General features: G+C 65.9%; 19 protein-coding genes. 11 read left to right on the top strand and 8 right to left on the bottom strand.

Features of this window, described 5'->3' with window-relative positions; all coding sequences use genetic code 11:
• Nucleotides 1–145 precede the first annotated feature (145 nt).
• The gene (locus EP380_RS08815; protein WP_106570304.1) at nucleotides 146–568 is read left to right on the top strand and encodes a metallopeptidase family protein; all 423 of its coding nucleotides are present in this window, start codon (nucleotides 146–148) and stop codon (nucleotides 566–568) included.
• A 27-nt stretch (nucleotides 569–595) separates the two neighbouring features.
• Here the strand turns inward: EP380_RS08815 and EP380_RS08810 are convergent, their stop codons facing one another.
• Both EP380_RS08810 and EP380_RS08805 read right to left on the bottom strand, forming a co-directional pair.
• Entirely contained in the window at nucleotides 596–802 is a 207-nt protein-coding gene (locus EP380_RS08810; RefSeq protein ID WP_106570303.1) for a DUF1737 domain-containing protein, read from the bottom strand.
• Nucleotides 799–1,692 (bottom strand): HpcH/HpaI aldolase/citrate lyase family protein, encoded by an 894-nt coding sequence (locus EP380_RS08805; RefSeq protein WP_106570302.1) that lies wholly within the window; start codon nucleotides 1,690–1,692, stop codon nucleotides 799–801. The genes EP380_RS08810 and EP380_RS08805 overlap by 4 nt, the downstream gene beginning before the upstream one ends.
• 110 nt (nucleotides 1,693–1,802) lie before the next feature.
• Between EP380_RS08805 and EP380_RS08800 the strand changes: the two genes are divergently transcribed.
• The 8 genes from EP380_RS08800 (at nucleotide 1,803) to leuB (ending at nucleotide 7,653) form a co-directional block, all read left to right on the top strand.
• Complete coding sequence (locus tag EP380_RS08800; protein ID WP_127598045.1) at nucleotides 1,803–2,972, top strand: NAD(P)/FAD-dependent oxidoreductase; 1,170 nt, start codon at nucleotides 1,803–1,805, stop codon at nucleotides 2,970–2,972.
• 238 nt (nucleotides 2,973–3,210) lie between these two features.
• Nucleotides 3,211–3,654 (top strand): glyoxalase superfamily protein, encoded by a 444-nt coding sequence (locus tag EP380_RS08795; protein WP_106570300.1) that lies wholly within the window; start codon nucleotides 3,211–3,213, stop codon nucleotides 3,652–3,654.
• A gap of 124 nt (nucleotides 3,655–3,778) precedes the next feature.
• Nucleotides 3,779–4,384 (top strand): 3-isopropylmalate dehydratase small subunit, encoded by a 606-nt coding sequence (gene leuD / locus EP380_RS08790; RefSeq protein ID WP_106570299.1) that lies wholly within the window; start codon nucleotides 3,779–3,781, stop codon nucleotides 4,382–4,384.
• Nucleotides 4,385–4,402: 18 nt separating this feature from the next.
• The gene (locus EP380_RS08785) at nucleotides 4,403–4,633 is read left to right on the top strand and encodes a DUF2798 domain-containing protein (protein ID WP_106570298.1); all 231 of its coding nucleotides are present in this window, start codon (nucleotides 4,403–4,405) and stop codon (nucleotides 4,631–4,633) included.
• A 145-nt stretch (nucleotides 4,634–4,778) separates the two neighbouring features.
• Nucleotides 4,779–5,600 (top strand): hypothetical protein, encoded by an 822-nt coding sequence (locus EP380_RS08780; protein ID WP_127598043.1) that lies wholly within the window; start codon nucleotides 4,779–4,781, stop codon nucleotides 5,598–5,600.
• Between the two features lie 37 nt (nucleotides 5,601–5,637).
• Nucleotides 5,638–6,030 (top strand): ADP-ribosylglycohydrolase, encoded by a 393-nt coding sequence (locus EP380_RS08775; protein ID WP_127598041.1) that lies wholly within the window; start codon nucleotides 5,638–5,640, stop codon nucleotides 6,028–6,030.
• Nucleotides 6,027–6,419 carry a RidA family protein gene (locus tag EP380_RS08770; protein WP_127598039.1) on the top strand — a complete coding sequence of 131 codons (393 nt, stop codon included), beginning with the start codon at nucleotides 6,027–6,029 and terminating at the stop codon, nucleotides 6,417–6,419. The genes EP380_RS08775 and EP380_RS08770 overlap by 4 nt, the downstream gene beginning before the upstream one ends.
• Before the next feature lie 121 nt (nucleotides 6,420–6,540).
• On the top strand, nucleotides 6,541–7,653 hold the full coding sequence (gene leuB / locus EP380_RS08765) for a 3-isopropylmalate dehydrogenase (protein WP_127598037.1): 1,113 nt from the start codon (nucleotides 6,541–6,543) through the stop codon (nucleotides 7,651–7,653).
• A 27-nt stretch (nucleotides 7,654–7,680) separates the two neighbouring features.
• On the opposite strand, the gene EP380_RS08760 is transcribed toward leuB, so the two are convergent.
• Complete coding sequence (locus EP380_RS08760; RefSeq protein ID WP_127598035.1) at nucleotides 7,681–8,340, bottom strand: DUF805 domain-containing protein; 660 nt, start codon at nucleotides 8,338–8,340, stop codon at nucleotides 7,681–7,683.
• A gap of 404 nt (nucleotides 8,341–8,744) precedes the next feature.
• On the opposite strand from EP380_RS08760, the gene EP380_RS08755 reads away from it, so the two are divergent.
• Nucleotides 8,745–9,779, top strand: a complete 1,035-nt coding sequence (locus tag EP380_RS08755; protein ID WP_106570522.1) for an aspartate-semialdehyde dehydrogenase — start codon at nucleotides 8,745–8,747, stop codon at nucleotides 9,777–9,779.
• Nucleotides 9,780–9,906: 127 nt separating this feature from the next.
• Here EP380_RS08755 and EP380_RS08750 read toward each other — a convergent pair whose 3' ends face one another.
• The 5 genes from EP380_RS08750 to EP380_RS23545 form a co-directional block, all read right to left on the bottom strand.
• The gene (locus EP380_RS08750; RefSeq protein WP_238719785.1) at nucleotides 9,907–11,094 is read right to left on the bottom strand and encodes a M24 family metallopeptidase; all 1,188 of its coding nucleotides are present in this window, start codon (nucleotides 11,092–11,094) and stop codon (nucleotides 9,907–9,909) included.
• 226 nt (nucleotides 11,095–11,320) lie between these two features.
• Nucleotides 11,321–11,734, bottom strand: a complete 414-nt coding sequence (gene rpsP, locus EP380_RS08745; RefSeq protein WP_106570292.1) for a 30S ribosomal protein S16 — start codon at nucleotides 11,732–11,734, stop codon at nucleotides 11,321–11,323.
• A 37-nt stretch (nucleotides 11,735–11,771) separates the two neighbouring features.
• On the bottom strand, nucleotides 11,772–12,134 hold the full coding sequence (locus EP380_RS08740) for a chorismate mutase (RefSeq protein ID WP_106570291.1): 363 nt from the start codon (nucleotides 12,132–12,134) through the stop codon (nucleotides 11,772–11,774).
• The gene (ffh, locus tag EP380_RS08735) at nucleotides 12,131–13,687 is read right to left on the bottom strand and encodes a signal recognition particle protein (RefSeq protein WP_106570290.1); all 1,557 of its coding nucleotides are present in this window, start codon (nucleotides 13,685–13,687) and stop codon (nucleotides 12,131–12,133) included. The genes EP380_RS08740 and ffh overlap by 4 nt, the downstream gene beginning before the upstream one ends.
• 167 nt (nucleotides 13,688–13,854) lie before the next feature.
• Nucleotides 13,855–14,001 carry a hypothetical protein gene (locus tag EP380_RS23545; protein WP_158264313.1) on the bottom strand — a complete coding sequence of 49 codons (147 nt, stop codon included), beginning with the start codon at nucleotides 13,999–14,001 and terminating at the stop codon, nucleotides 13,855–13,857.
• A gap of 149 nt (nucleotides 14,002–14,150) precedes the next feature.
• On the opposite strand from EP380_RS23545, the gene EP380_RS08730 reads away from it, so the two are divergent.
• Nucleotides 14,151–14,969 (top strand): lytic murein transglycosylase, encoded by an 819-nt coding sequence (locus EP380_RS08730; protein WP_106570289.1) that lies wholly within the window; start codon nucleotides 14,151–14,153, stop codon nucleotides 14,967–14,969.
• The last annotated feature ends 48 nt before the right edge of the window (nucleotides 14,970–15,017 follow it).

The following is a 15,017-nucleotide window of genomic DNA, read 5'->3' as shown; positions in this document are numbered from 1 at the left end:
AGCCTGCCCCAAGAGTCAAGCAGGGCCGATAAGAATTTATTCCGCGTCGGGCCGCCGATCGGGGCCCGCCTCCGCCGATCCCGCGCCACGGCGCCCCTCGCAAGGCCGGAAACAAAAGGCTATATGGCGGCCAAAGGACAAAAGCATGGCCCGCATCTACCAGACCCGCGCCTGGCACGATCAACTCTCCCCGTCGATGGACGAGATGGAAATCCTGGCGCTGGAAGCCTATGCGCATCTGCCGGCGGACTTTCGCGCGCTGACCGGCGAGATCGTCATTCAGATCGCCGAGTTTCCGACCGAGGAGATCATGGACGATTTGTCGCTGGAAACCCCGTTCGACCTGCTCGGCCTGTTCGAGGGCCGCGGCATCGCCGAGCGCTGGAACCCGGCAACCGGCGAAGGCCCGAACCGCATCACGCTCTACCGGCGCGCCATTCTCGATTATTGGGCCGAAAACGAGGAAACGCTGGGCGACATCGTCACCCATGTGCTGATCCACGAGCTCGGCCACCATTTCGGCCTGTCCGATGAGGACATGGAAAAGATCGAGGAAAGCGTGGCGTGACGCGGTCCATGGCCCACGGGCGCCCGTTCAATACTCCCCGAGCTTGATGCCGGGCTCGTAGTCGAGGCCGTCGACCTCCTTCACCACCGCCTGGCCGCAGCGCATCGTTCCGCTGGCGGCGTCGAAGGCGTAAGCGGGCGAGCCGTGCAGCCGCCAGCCCTTGTTCAGCGCCGCCGTCACCTTGTGGCAGAAGGCGGCGTCGTCCGGCCCGGTGAGATAGCGATAGAGTTTCATGCGGTTTCCTCTCCGGTCCGCCGGCCCGCCTTGGCCAGAAGCCGTCTGGCCTGGTCGAGATGCAGCCGCTCGGTCATGCGGCCGTCGATCGACAGCACGCCCTTGTTCTCGTTGCCAGGCGCGGCGAAGGCGGCGACGATCCGTTCGGCCTGGGCGATTTCTTGCGCCGAAGGCGAAAAGGCGATCTCGGCCGGCCCGATCTGGGCCGGATGGATCAGCGTCTTGCCGTCGAAGCCCATCGCCGCGCCCTGACGGCATTCGTGCGCCAGGGCGTCGAGATCGCGGAAATCGTTGCTGACCCCGTCCAGCGCAACAAGGCCGCCGGCGCGCGCGGCGAGCACGATCTGCTGCAGCCAGGCGAGCAGCCATTGCCGGTCGGCGGTCATGGCGACGCCGGTTTCCTTGACGAGGTCGTTGGTGCCGGCGACCAGACAGGCAAGCCGGGCGCCGCGGTCGCGGCCGAGCTCGGCGATGGCGCCGAGATTGAGAATCGCGCGCGGCGTTTCCACCATTGCCCACAATGCCAGGTCGGGCGCGGCCTCGGCCCGGTCGAGACGGTCATTGGCCTCCAGCACGTCGCGCGGCGTCTCGACCTTCGGTAACAGGATCGCATCCGGCCGGCAAGCGCGCGCGGCCTCCAGATCGTCGGCGCCCCATTCGCTGGCGAGCGCGTTGATCCGCACCGCGACCGGCCGACCGCCGCGCGCGCGGCCGGCGAAAAACCGCACCATGCGTTCGCGCGCGACGGTCTTTTCCTCCGGCGCGACGGCGTCCTCGAGGTCGACGATCACCGCGTCGCAGGCAAGCCCGGCGACCTTGGCGAGCGCCTTGTCGTTGGCGGCGGGAACATAGAGGACGGAGCGAAGCGGCGGCGGCGTGGCTGTGTGCATGACTCCTTCATGCCGCCGCGACGGCCGGCTTGCAAGTGGGCGCGGAATCTGTCTGATGCGGGACGGCGCGCCGTCAGGCGGCGCACCGGGTCCAAGCCGGGGAGGACAGGGTGAAGACCTACGACATCGTCATCATCGGCGGCGCGATCGTCGGCAGTTCGATCGCCTGGTATCTGCGCGAGGAAGGGTTTTCGGGTTCGATCGCGCTCCTCGAGCGCGATCCGCAATTCGCCACCGCCGCGACCACCCTGTCCTGCGCCTCGATCCGCCAGCAATTCTCGATCCCCGAAAATATCCGCCTGTCGCGCTTCACCCTCGAGCTGTTCCGCCGGCTGACGGACGTGTTCGGGCCGCAGGCCGATATCGGCCTGCGCGAAAAAGGCTACCTGATCCTGGCCTCGGAGGCGGGGCGGCCGATCCTTGCCGCCAACCATGCGGTGCAACGGGCCGAGGGCGGCGACATCCTGCTCGAGGACGCGGCTGCCCTGAAGCGGCGTTTCGCCTGGCTGTCGACCGAAGGTGTCGCGGCCGGCGCCTATGGGCAAACGGGCGAGGGCTGGTTCGACGCGCATGCGCTTTTGATGCTGTTTCGCAAGGCATTGCGCGGGCGCGCGGTCGATTTTCTGCCCGTGTCGGCGACCGGGCTGGAGCGCACCGGCAACCGGGTCGAAACCGTTACGCTCGACACGGGCGAACGGATCGGCGCGGGCGCCGTGATCAACGCGGCCGGGCCCAATGCCGGCGCGGTGGCGGCCATGGCCGGGCTGGCGCTGCCGGTCGAGCCGCGCAAGCGCACGGTGTTCGTGTTCGAGGCGCGCGAACGTTTCGACGACATGCCGCTGATCGTCGATCCCTGCGGTATATATGTCCGGCCGGAAGGCTCGGTCTTCATCACCGGCGGCGCCGAGGATGCGGCCAATGACGGACCTGCCGATCCGGCCGATTTCGATCCCGACTGGACGCTGTTCGAGGCGGCGATCTGGCCGGCACTCGCCACCCGCATCCCCGCCTTCGAGGCGATCAAGCTGCAGCGCGCCTGGGCCGGGCACTACGACTACAACACGCTCGACCAGAACGCCGTCATCGGCCCGCATCCCGAGGTCGGCAATTTCGTGTTCGCCAACGGCTTTTCCGGCCATGGCCTGCAGCAGGCGCCGGCCGTCGGCAAGGCGCTGGCGGAATTCCTGGTTCACGGCGGCTACCGCACGGTCGATTGTTCCGCCTTCGGCTACGAACGCATCGCCGCCGGCCGGCCGTTCCGCGAACTCAACGTGATCTGACGGTCCGGTCGCTGTCCGGCGCTCCAGTTCCGGTGCGCGGCATGCTGCATATTGACGCGGCCGGTCCGCATGCCTATCTGAGCGGCTCGCAAGGGCCGGAAGCCCCTGCCGCCCGCGGCGCAAGCCATGGTGAAGCTTCCGACGATCTTATCGTTTCCCTGTCGATGTGGCGGCCGAAACGGCAATGCGGGCTCCCGTGAGCAGAATGCCGCTCGCAAAGCGATAGGAGCGAACGGTGATGACACCATCCACCGACTACAAGACCCATGCCAAGCGGTTACGCGCGGCGCTGGCGGCAGACGGCATCGCCGTCTCGCACGGCAAGGCGCTCGAGCTCGTCGCCCGCCAGAACGGCGCGCGCGACTGGAACACGCTTGCCGCCACCGCGTCCGCGCCGGCCAGCGCTGCCGCCGGCGCCCCCTTCGCCGTCGGCGACCGGGTCGAGGGCCATTTCAACGGCAAGCCCGCGCAGGGGCGGGTCTTCGGACTTTCGGAGACCATCAAACCTGGCCTGTGGCGGGCCACCATCGCCTTCGACCCGCCGGTCGACGTGGTGACGTCGGAGCTGTTCTCCTCGGAGCGGCGCCGGATCACCATGATCGTCGGCGAGGATGGCCGTTCGCGCCGGCTGACCGGCACGGAAACCGGCGTCATGGCGCTGCGCCGCACGACCCAGGCCTAGCTGCGTGCAAGGAGCGGCGGGACCGCAAGGCCCCGCCGTCGCGCCCGGTCGCCCTTTGATTTGCGCGCGCGATCCGTATAAAGCGGAGCCGACAGAATTTCCGATCAACCGACAGGCCCGCGGAATGGACAAGTTCACCACCTTAACCGGCGTCGCAGCCCCCTTGCCGATCGTCAATGTCGACACCGACATGATCATCCCCAAGGACTATCTCAAGACGATCAAGCGCACCGGTCTCGGCACCGGCCTGTTCGCGGAGATGCGCTACAACGAGGACGGGTCGGAAAATCCGGATTTCGTGCTCAACAAGCCGGCCTACCGCAAGGCGCAGATCCTGGTGGCGGGAGACAATTTCGGCTGCGGATCGAGCCGCGAGCATGCGCCCTGGGCGCTGCTGGATTTCGGTATTCGCTGCGTGATCTCGACCTCGTTCGCCGATATTTTCTACAATAACTGCTTCAAGAACGGCGTCTTGCCGATCAAGGTCAGCCAGCAAGAGCTCGACAAGCTGATGGACGATGCCAGCCGCGGCGCCAACGCGACCGTCACCGTCGATCTGGAAGCCAAGGAGATCCGCGGCCCGGATGGCGGTGTGATCGCCTTCGATCTCGACGAATTCCGCCGCCATTGCCTGCTCAACGGGCTCGACGATATCGGCCTGACCATGGAAAAGGCGCCGGCGATCGCCGCCTACGAAGAAAAGGCCGCCACCGCCCGCCCCTGGGCCTGAGCGGCCGAAGCGGGTTTCATGCGTCCCTTCGTGCCTCGGCGGCTGGAGCCGATCGTGTTCGGTCTGCTTTTGTCGGGCCTGATGTCATTCATCGTCTCGGGCCTGTCGACGGCGATCGCGCGCGGCGTCGACGCTGCGTTCCTTTTCTACTGGCTTTCGGCTTGGCTGCCGTCCTGGGCGCTGGCCTTTCCCGCGGTGCTGGTGGTGGCTCCGATCGTGCGCCGCATCGTCGGGCGCATCGTGGTCTGACCGGCCGCGCCCGGCAGGCGCGGAAAAATTTCCGGCCGGGCCGCCGTGACGGTTTCGCGCCAAGCGGTTTTGCCGTTAGTCTGCATCGCAGACCGGCCGACCGCGCCTTGTATCCGCGCTCCGGCCCAAGCGATCCGGAGCGACCATGTCGATTTTGTCCCGCATTCCCGTTTTCGTCCTCGTCGCTCTCCTCGCCGCCGGCGCGGCGCGGGCCGAGGACGAAGAGGTCCAGCGCTATTCCTTCCAGGGCGGTGACCTGACGATCGCCCGCCAGGATTACGAGCGGGTGGTGGCTTACGAGGGGCGCGAGCTGCATCGCGACTATTTTATCGGCTTCGACCGGGTCGTCACCGTGCGCGGCGTCGAGATCGCGTTGCTGTCGGCGGGCAATGGCGGCAATGCCTGCGGCCCCTACACGATCATGGTGTGGAAGGCCGAGACCGGCGCCTTGGAAACTGAGATCGTCGGCGAGGAATGCGGCGCGCCGCCGCCGGCGGTGACGGACGAGCGTATCTATTTCATGCCCTATCTGAGGCCCGGCGAGCAGACCACGATCCGCTCCTGGGTTCCCGATGGCGGGTTCGAGACGGCGGGTGTGCTGTCCTACGCGCCGCAGCAGGGCAGCGACTGGTCGAGCTTCGATCCGGCGACGGTCAGCCATCCGATCGAGCTTTTCCGCAATGCCGGGCTCTACGAGACGGCGCAGGCGCTGCTCGGGGACGAGCTGTTTTCAGTCGCGGCCGGGCTCGGCACCGCGAGCGAGCCCGAAATCACCGATGGCGGTGTTTTGACGGCGCGCGGCTGCGTGCCGCATGCCTGCGGTGCCCAGGACACGTTCGTTGTCGTCGACGTCGAAAACCGCGCCCTGTATTTCGCCCAGCAGCAGGCCGAACCGACGCCGCGCTTCTGGCCGGCGCGCGATCAGTGGCCGGCCGCGATCGCCGCTTTGGTGCCGGACGATCTGTGAGTGTCGATCGAGCCGATATCCGGCCGGGTCGCGCCCGATGAGCATGGACGATCATTTCTGTCCCGGTTGCGGAAAGGTCCAGCGGGCTTTCGCGCGCTATCCCTGGTATTTCTGCCGGGATTGCCTGGCCACAGCCGAAGACGGGACCGGCCGGCGCCTCGTCTTCGGCAATGCGTCTCTGTCCGGCGGCCTGACCTGGGGTTTCGCCGACGATCCGTCCCGCTACGACGATCGCGCGATCCTGGTGATCTGCCTTATCCGCAAACGCCGGGTCGTGGTGCATGAAGCGCGTTTCGGCGGCGTGGTGGCCGAACCCTTCAACAGCGTCGTGTTGCCGCCGCGCGATGCGAAACATCATGTCGACCTTTCCAGCTCGCAGCCCGACCCGGCGGTGCTGGAACGGCTGAAGAAGGCAGGAGGCACGATATGACGAGACGCCTTATCTCCACCGGTTCCCCCTTCGAGAAAATTGCCGGCTATTCGCGCGCGGTCGTCCAGGGCGACTGGTGCTTCGTGTCCGGCACGACCGGCTACGATTACGCCACCATGACGATGCCGGAGACGATCGAGGCGCAGACGCGCAACTGCCTCGCCACGATCGCCGCCGCGCTGGCCGAAGCCGGCTTCGACCTCGCCGACGTGGTGCGGGCGCATTATTATGTGACCGACCGCGCCTTCGTGCCAACGGTGTTTCCGATCCTCGGGGAAGTCTTCGGCGCAATAAGGCCGGCGGCGACCATGGTCGTGTGTCAGCTCAACGAGCCGGAGATGAAAATCGAGATCGAGGTGACGGCCTTGCGGCGCGGGACTGCGGGCTGACCCGCCGGCGCGCGACTTGCGCAATCGGCGTCTGACGGATAGCTAGTGTCGCGACTCCGAAATCGACCTCATTTCCACCTCACTCGGCGGCGGATTCCCGCCTTTTTCGAAAGGATTTTCCATGGTGACGCGCAACCTTCTGCTTCTTCCCGGCGACGGTATCGGCCCCGAGGCGATGGCGGAGGTGCGCAAGCTGATTGCGGTGTTGAACGACACCCAGTCCGCCGGTTTCACGGTTCAGGAGGGGCTGGTCGGCGGCGCGGCCTACGACGCGCACGGCCAGGCGATCTCGGATGAGGATATGCAAAAGGCCCTGGCCGCCGACGCGGTGCTGTTCGGCGCGGTCGGCGGACCGAAATGGGACGGCGTCGCCTACGAGGTGCGGCCGGAGGCCGGCCTGCTGCGGCTCAGAAAGGAGATGGAGCTGTTCGCCAATCTGCGTCCGGCGATCTGCTATCCGGCGCTGGCCGCCTCCTCCTCGCTCAAGCAGGAGGTTGTCGAAGGGCTCGATATTCTGATCGTGCGCGAGCTGACCGGCGGCGTCTATTTCGGCGAACCCAAGGAGATCATCGACCTCGGCAACGGCCAGAAGCGCGGCATCGACACCCAGGTGTACGATACGTTCGAGATCGAGCGCATTTCCGGCGTCGCCTTCGAGCTGGCGCGCACCCGCGCCAACAAGGTGTGCTCGATGGAAAAGCACAATGTGATGAAATCCGGCGTGCTGTGGAAGGAGGTCGTGGCGGCGACCCACAAGGCAAACTACGCCGATGTCGAGCTGACCCATATGCTGGCCGATGCCGGCGGCATGCAGCTGGTGCGCTGGCCCAAGCAGTTCGACGTGATCGTCACCGACAACCTGTTCGGCGACATGCTGTCGGATGTCGCGGCGATGCTGACGGGATCGCTCGGCATGTTGCCGTCGGCCTCGCTCGGCGCCCCCGATCCCAAGTCCGGCGCGCGCAAGGCGCTGTACGAGCCGGTACACGGCTCCGCGCCCGACATCGCCGGCAAGGGGCTCGCCAACCCGATCGCGATGATCGCCTCGTTCGCGATGTGCCTGCGCTATTCCTTCAACATGGTCGCCGAAGCGGATCGGCTCGAAGCGGCGATCGCCGGTGTTTTGGAGGACGGGATGCGCACCGCCGACATCATGTCGGACGGCAAGACCCAGCTCTCCACCGCGGAGATGGGCGACGCGATCACGGCCAAATATCTGGCCCTGTCGGCCTGAGTCCGATCGTTTGCCGGTGCGGGACCGTCACCCAAACGGGGGCGGTCCCCATTTGTTTTCGGATTTCTGCGACGGGATCAGCGCGAAGACGAGGATGATCAGATTGCCCACCGTGGGCACGAAACCGAGCAGGATGAACCATCCCGACAGGCCGATATCGTGCAGCCGGCGGATCGTGACCGCGATCGAGGGCAGCGCCAGCGCCAGCACCAGAATGCCGGTCAGGCCGAGCGCGAGCACCGGTTCCTCGCGATCGAGATTGCCGGCCACGCCATCGGCGATCAGGCCGGCAAAAATCGCCGCCACCATGACGATGAAGCCGAACAGGAAAAATCCCCAAAACTCCCGACGCGGCGCGCGTGCCCCCAGTCTGGCATAGGAGACCGTCACGCAATCGAGGAAATGGCCGAAAAGCGAGCGCCGGCCGTGCGTTTTGCTTCCGGCAAGCCGCGACGGCGCGGTGGCGGAAGGCTCCGTCTCGGTCCCGGCAGGTTTTTGGCGCGCGCCGCCGAGAGCCATCACGTCGCGGGCGCGGTTGCCCTCGGTCAGGAACTCGACCTTGGCGCCCTTGCCCGGTGCCGCCGCCGAGACCAGGTCCGGGCCGGCGAAATGATAGCGGTTGCCGTCATCGCCGTTGATGAAACCGATGCCGCGCTGGTCATCGAAATAAAGAACTTCGCCGCGCATGACGGCCCTTCCGGCGTTTTCATCCACCGTGCAAGTTTCCGTGCCGGAGGGAAGAAGTCAACGGCGGCGCCCTTTCACAGGAAGGCGATGAACCACATTGCGCATGATCGGTCCGAGCGGCAGGCAATTGACTCTTTACGCAGAACCGCTAGAAGCGGTGCGTTTCGTGGAGCAGACCATGCCCGCCTGTGTTTTCGCAGTGTCTCGTCGGTATCCGTCCGGATTTGTCTCCGGCGGCGGCATGCGCGCGCGCTGCGCCACCCTCAAAACCCGAGCCAAAACGACCGCAAAAACGGTCTGATTTTCTCGGCCTTACTCCCCCTCTCCCCGGGTCCGGCCGGGGAAAGCCGCCTGGCCCGCCGGCGGACATTCCAGGAAAAGGGGAGTGACAGGAGATGACCGAAATGGGTTTCAAGATTGCAGTCGCCGGCGCCACCGGCAATGTCGGCCGCGAAATGCTCAATATTCTGGAGGAGCGCGGCTTTCCGGCCGAGGAGGTCGTGCCCCTCGCCTCGCGGCGCTCCGTCGGCACCGAGGTTTCCTACGGCGACCGCACGCTGAAGGTGAAGGCGCTCGACAGCTATGATTTTTCCGGCACCGATATCTGCCTGATGTCGGCCGGCGGCAGCGTGTCGAAGGAATGGTCGCCGCGCATCGGCAAGCAGGGTTGCGTGGTGATCGACAACTCCTCGGCCTGGCGCTACGACGCCGACGTGCCGCTGATCGTGCCGGAGGTGAACGCCGATGCGATCGAAGGCTTCACCAAGAAGAACATCATCGCCAATCCCAATTGCTCGACCGCCCAGCTCGTCGTCGCGCTGAAGCCGCTGCACGACGCGGCCACCATCCGCCGCGTGGTGATATCGACCTACCAATCGGTGTCGGGCGCGGGCAAGGAAGGCATGGACGAGCTCTTCGAGCAGACGCGCGCCGTCTTCGTCGCCGACCCGATCGAGGCGAAGAAGTTCACCAAGCGCATCGCCTTCAATGTCATTCCGCATATCGACGTCTTCATGGAGGACGGCTCCACTAAGGAAGAATGGAAGATGGTGGCCGAAACCAAGAAGATGCTCGATGCGAAGATCAAGCTGACGGCGACCTGCGTGCGCGTGCCGGTCTTCATCGGCCATTCGGAGGCGGTCAATATCGAGTTCGAAAAGCCGATCACCGCCGACGAGGCGCGCGAGATCCTGCGCGAGGCGCCGGGGTGCCTGGTCGTCGACAAGCGCGAGGACGGCGGCTACGTCACGCCGCTGGAATCAGCCGGCGAGGACGCGGCCTATATTTCCCGCATCCGCGAGGATTCGACCTTGGACAACGGCCTCAATCTGTGGGTCGTCTCCGACAATCTGCGCAAGGGCGCAGCGCTCAACACAGTCCAGATCGCCGAGATGCTTGTGGCGCGCGGTCTGATCAAGCCGAAAAAGCAGGCGGCGTAGTTGGTCGTCGGGCAGCCGCTCTTCTCGCCCGCCCCTCTCCGCGGATGAGAAGGGCGGGGCTCGCGATAAATTTTTTTGCCGGCAAAATTGCGTGCAAATGCCTATGATCCGGCTTTGATCGCCTGGCCTATGCCTGTCCGCGATTCCAGCCGCGGCCGCGATCGCCGATCAGCTCGTGGCCGTTGTCGGTCACGGCCACCGTGTCTTCCAGCTTGACGAAACCACGGCGCGGATGAAGCATGGTGGTCTCGACCGAGATCACCATGCCGGCTTCCAGCGGCCTGTCGGCGTCGACGCCGTCATAGGCGACGGGATGGTTGGTCATCAGGAACGGCGCCTCGTGGCTGATCAGCCCCATGCCGTGGGCGAAGAAGTCGTTGCAGGCGGCATTGGGCAGCGCTTTGAGCGTCTTTTCGGCATGGGCGATCATCTCCGCTCCGGTCGCGCCCGCCTTGATCTTCGAAAACGCGGCCTGCTGGACGGCGTCGACCTCGGCCAGCAGGTCTTCCAGCTCCGCATCCGGGTCACCGAGAACGCCCATGCGGCACAGATCGCCGATATAACCGCGATAATTGCCGCCTGAATCGAGCGACAGCACCTCGCCCGACTGCCAGCTTTGCGGCGACACGGCGCGATTGTGGCTGGAGCCGATGGTGATCAGACAATATTCGAACTGGAGGCCGCGAGCGGTCTCCTCGCGGCGCAGCGCATCGACCAGTTCGGCCTTGCCGGCCCCTTCGCCATGGCCGGAAAACACCGCCAGCATGGAATCGGTGATCAGTTCGGACGCCGTACGCAAGAGGTCGAGTTCGGCCGCTGTCTTGACCGCGCGCAGGCGCTCCAGCATGCCCGTCGCGTCGACGAAACTCGCATCCTCGAGCCCGGCGGTCAGCGCCAGCCAGGCGTCGGACGGCAGGAATGACGGTTCGATGCCGACCCGGGCGCCATGACGGCCGATCGCCTTGATCTGGGCGATCGCCTCATGCGCGGCATCGACGCTGCCCCAGCAGGTCGTCTTGACCGTGGGCGTCCAGAACGGGTTCACCTGCTGTTCCATGCCCTCCATCTTGTTGCCGATATAGGCGGCGCGGTCGGGCCGGCCCTTTTCGTAGACGAGGACCGGCAGGTACCGGCTGTGGCCGATCGCGTCCATGGCATGGAAGAAGATGTAGCGATAGCCGCCGAGCAGATATTGGACATTGTGCTTGGAGGTGGCCAGGAGCACGTCGATGCCGGCTTCCTCCATCAGGCAGTCGAGCCGTGCGTGATCAATTGGCGTGGCGGCGTCTCCGGCCGCGGTCGATTGGATATTCACCGTGTGCTCCTCCGCCTACGGGTTCGACCCGAACGGTGCCGGGCAATCTGGTCCTACCAGATTGCCCTATCGACCCGTCTTCGGTCCAGCGGAAAATTGCCGCACCCGGCTTGGCGAGCGGGATCAGGCCCGCTCCAAGAGTGAGAAGCCCGCGCTTTGGGGCCTTCAAAAAGAAAACGGCGGACCGTGGCCCGCCGTCGATCATTTCATTTCGGGTCGGAAACGATCAGGACGCTGCTTCCTCTGCCGGCGCTTCGGCAGCCTCGGCCACAGCGGCCTTTTCTTCCTCGAGCTTGGCGGCGAGCTCTTCCTCGGCCTGCTTGATCAGCGCCAGGCGCTCCTGGGCCTTTTTGCCCGGTTCGGCCTTCTTGGGATTGGAGCGCGCCGGACGCTTGGCAAGACCAGCCTGGTCGAGAAAGCGCAGCACGCGATCGGTCGGCTTGGCGCCCTGGGCGATCCAGTGCTTGACGCGCTCTTCGTCGATCTTGACGCGCTCGGCGTCCTTGGGCAGCGTCGGGTTCCACGAGCCGATCGCCTCGATGAAGCGGCCGTCGCGCGGGCTGCGGACGTCGGCGACGACGACATGATAGTAGGGGCGCTTTTTCGAGCCCGCCCGGGCCAGTCTGATCTTCAGTGCCATTTTTGTCTCCTAGGGTCTCACTGATCGGGATTTGGGGTCAACCGTCCGCGCCGGCGCGGGGCGCATCCCCGGCACCGTTTTCACGGGCAATCATTTCGTGGTGCCGGATCACCTCGCGGATGATGAAATTGAGGAATTTCTCCGCGAAATCCGGGTCGAGATGGGAGTCGACGGCGAGCTGGCGCAGGCGCGCGATCTGGCGCTCCTCGCGCGCGGGGTCGGCCGGCGGCAAGTCGTGCGTCGCTTTCAAATGGCCGACGGCCTTGGTGCACCGAAACCGCTCGGCCAGCATGTGCACGAGCGCGGCGTCGATATTGTCGATCGAGGCGCGGTAGCCGGCCAGGATCGCGCGGGCCTTCTCGGTGTCGGACGTGTCCGCCAAAGCCGTTCCTCCGCTCATTTCTTTTTCGGCAGGCCGGGCAGGCCGGTGCCAAGTCCGGGCAGCTTCGGCGCGCCGGGCAGACCCGGCAGGCCACCGCCGGGCAGGCCGCCTCCGAGACCGGCCGCCTCGGCCTGTTTCTGCAGTTGCTCGAGCTGCTTGGGATCCATCTTCGACAGGTCCGGCATGCCGCCCATGCCGCCGCCCAAGCCACCAAGGCCCATCTTCTGGGCCATGCCGCCCATCAGGCCGCGCATGGCGCCGCCGCCCTTACCCTTGCCGCCCATGGCCTTCATCATGTCGGCCATCTGGCGGTGCATCTTCAAGAGCTTGTTGATCTCGGCGGCGTTGGTCCCCGACCCGGCCGCGATGCGTTTTTTGCGGCTGTGCTTGAGGATGTCGGGATTGGCGCGTTCCTTTTTCGTCATCGAGGAAATGATGGCGAGCTGGCGGCCGAACATCTTGTCGTCGAGGCCGGCGGCCGCGATCTGGTCCTTCATCTTGCCCATGCCGGGCATCATGCCCATGATGCCGCCCATGCCGCCCATTTTCTGCATCTGGCGCAACTGATCGGCGAGATCGTTCAGGTCGAACTTGCCCGACTGCATCTTCTTGGCCATCGCCGCGGCCTTTTCCGCATCGATGGTTTCGGCGGCCTTCTCCACGAGGGAGACGATGTCGCCCATGCCGAGAATGCGGTCGGCGATGCGCTTGGGATGAAATTCCTCCAGCGCGTCCATCTTCTCGCCGGTGCCGATCAGCTTGACCGGCTTGCCGGTGACGGCGCGCATCGACAGCGCGGCGCCGCCGCGGCCGTCGCCGTCCATACGGGTAAGCACAAGGCCGGTGACGCCGACCCGCTCGTCGAAGGAGCGCGCGAGGTTGACGGCGTCCTGGCCGGTGAGCGAATCCGCGACGAGCAGGATCTCGTGCGGGTCCGACACCTTGCGGATGTCGGCCATCTCGATCATCAGCGGCTCGTCGATATGGGTGCGGCCGGCCGTGTCGAGGATCACGACGTCGTGGCCGCCGAGCCTGCCGGCCTGGACGGCGCGCTTGGCGATGTCGACCGGCGACTGCCCGGCCACGATGGGCAGGGTGGCGATGCCGGTCTGCTCGCCGATCTGCTTGAGCTGCTCCTGGGCGGCCGGGCGGCGGGTGTCGAGCGAGGCCATCATGACCTTCTTGCCCTGGCGCTCGGCGAGCCGCTTGGCGATCTTGCCGGAGGTCGTCGTCTTGCCCGAGCCCTGCAGGCCGACCATCATGATGACGACCGGCGCCGGGGCGTTGAGGTCGATCACCTCGCCGTCCGAGCCGAGCATGGCGACCAGCTCGTCGTGGACGATCTTGACGACCATCTGGCCGGGCTTGATCGATTTCAGGACTTCCGCGCCGACGGCCTTCTCGCGCACGCGATCGGTGAAGGAGCGCACGACCTCGAGCGCGACATCGGCCTCGATGAGAGCCCGGCGCACCTCGCGCAGCGCCGCGGACACGTCGGCTTCCGACAGCGCCCCGCGACCGGTCAGGCCGTTGAGGATCGATCCAAGGCGTTCCTGCAGCGATTCAAACATCGTTCGTCCTTTGCTCCGATCGTTCTCGACCAGAGGTAATGCGTCCGTCCCGATCGACCAACGGCCAAAGCCAAAAAGCACCCGGGGGCGCATCGCGCTGCCGGGTGTTGACCTCCGGGATCGCTTTAGACCTTCAAGAAAGGGTCCCGGTCGGCTGCTCGGAGTGATCACTCGTCGCGGAATTGGGGCCGGATAGACAGGATTTGACCGCGAAAGTCAAGCAAAAGCAGGGCAGATGCGCGCCCGAGCGACGGACAACCCGTCAGGCCGGCCGGGGCCGCCGCGCCGTCGATCATCCCTTCGACGTCGGACATAGCCGCAACCCGCCATTAACCGGCCCAAGAATAGACTTGTTTCGAAACTAGCTCCATACTTTCGACGCGATGTGCGTGCCGGACCGAACGTTGCTTGTTTGTGGTCAAGGCGGGCATGTGGCGACCGGTCCAGGCAGCGGGAGAACGGAATGACAGTCAGGTCCAAGGGCATGGTGATGGCGGCGGCGCTGGCCGTCGCGACATTGGCGGGCAGCGGTGCGGGCTGGGCGGCCCAGTGCGGCAACAATGCCGGCGGATTCGAGGCCTGGAAACAGCAGATGACGGCCGAGGCCCGGGCCAAGGGCATCGGCAATCGCGGCCTCAAGGCGCTGCAGCAAACGCGCTATGCGACCGCGACCATCCGCGCCGACCGCGGACAGAAAAGCTTTAAATACTCGCTGAAGAAATTCATGCAGGTGCGCGGCGCCAGCACCATCGCCAGCCAGGGCAAGCGGCTGAAGAAACAGCACGCCAAGCTGTTCGCCAATCTGGAACGGCGTTACGGCGTGCCGCCCGGTCCGCTGATCGCGATCTGGGGCATGGAGACCGGCTTCGGCAGGTTCATGGGCAATTCCAACCTTTTGTCGGCGACGGCCACGCTCGCCTATGATTGCCGACGTTCGGAATTCTTCACCGGCCACCTTCTCGCAGCCCTGACCCTGGTCGATCGCGGCGTGGTTTCCAGTTCCAGCGTCGGCGCCAAGCATGGCGAGCTCGGCCAGACGCAGTTCCTGCCGGGCAGCATCCTGCGCTACGGCGCCGATGGCGACGGCAATGGCCGGCTCGACCTGGTGCGTTCGCGCGCCGACGCTTTGGCCTCCACGGCAAATTTCCTGCGCGCGCATGGCTGGCGTCCCGGCGCGGGCTATCAGCCCGGTCAGCCCAATTTCCGTGCCATCAAGGGCTGGAACGCGGCGAGCGTCTACCAGCAGGCGATCGCGATCATCGCCGCGCAGATCGACGGCTGAGCGATGCCTTGGCCGACGGGCGTGGTCTTTCGGCCGCGCCCGTGGCCG

It is taken from the genome of Nitratireductor alexandrii, assembly GCF_004000215.1.
Taxonomy (GTDB): domain Bacteria; phylum Pseudomonadota; class Alphaproteobacteria; order Rhizobiales; family Rhizobiaceae; genus Mangrovimarina; species Mangrovimarina alexandrii.
This window is presented reverse-complemented; position numbering and strand designations above follow the sequence as displayed.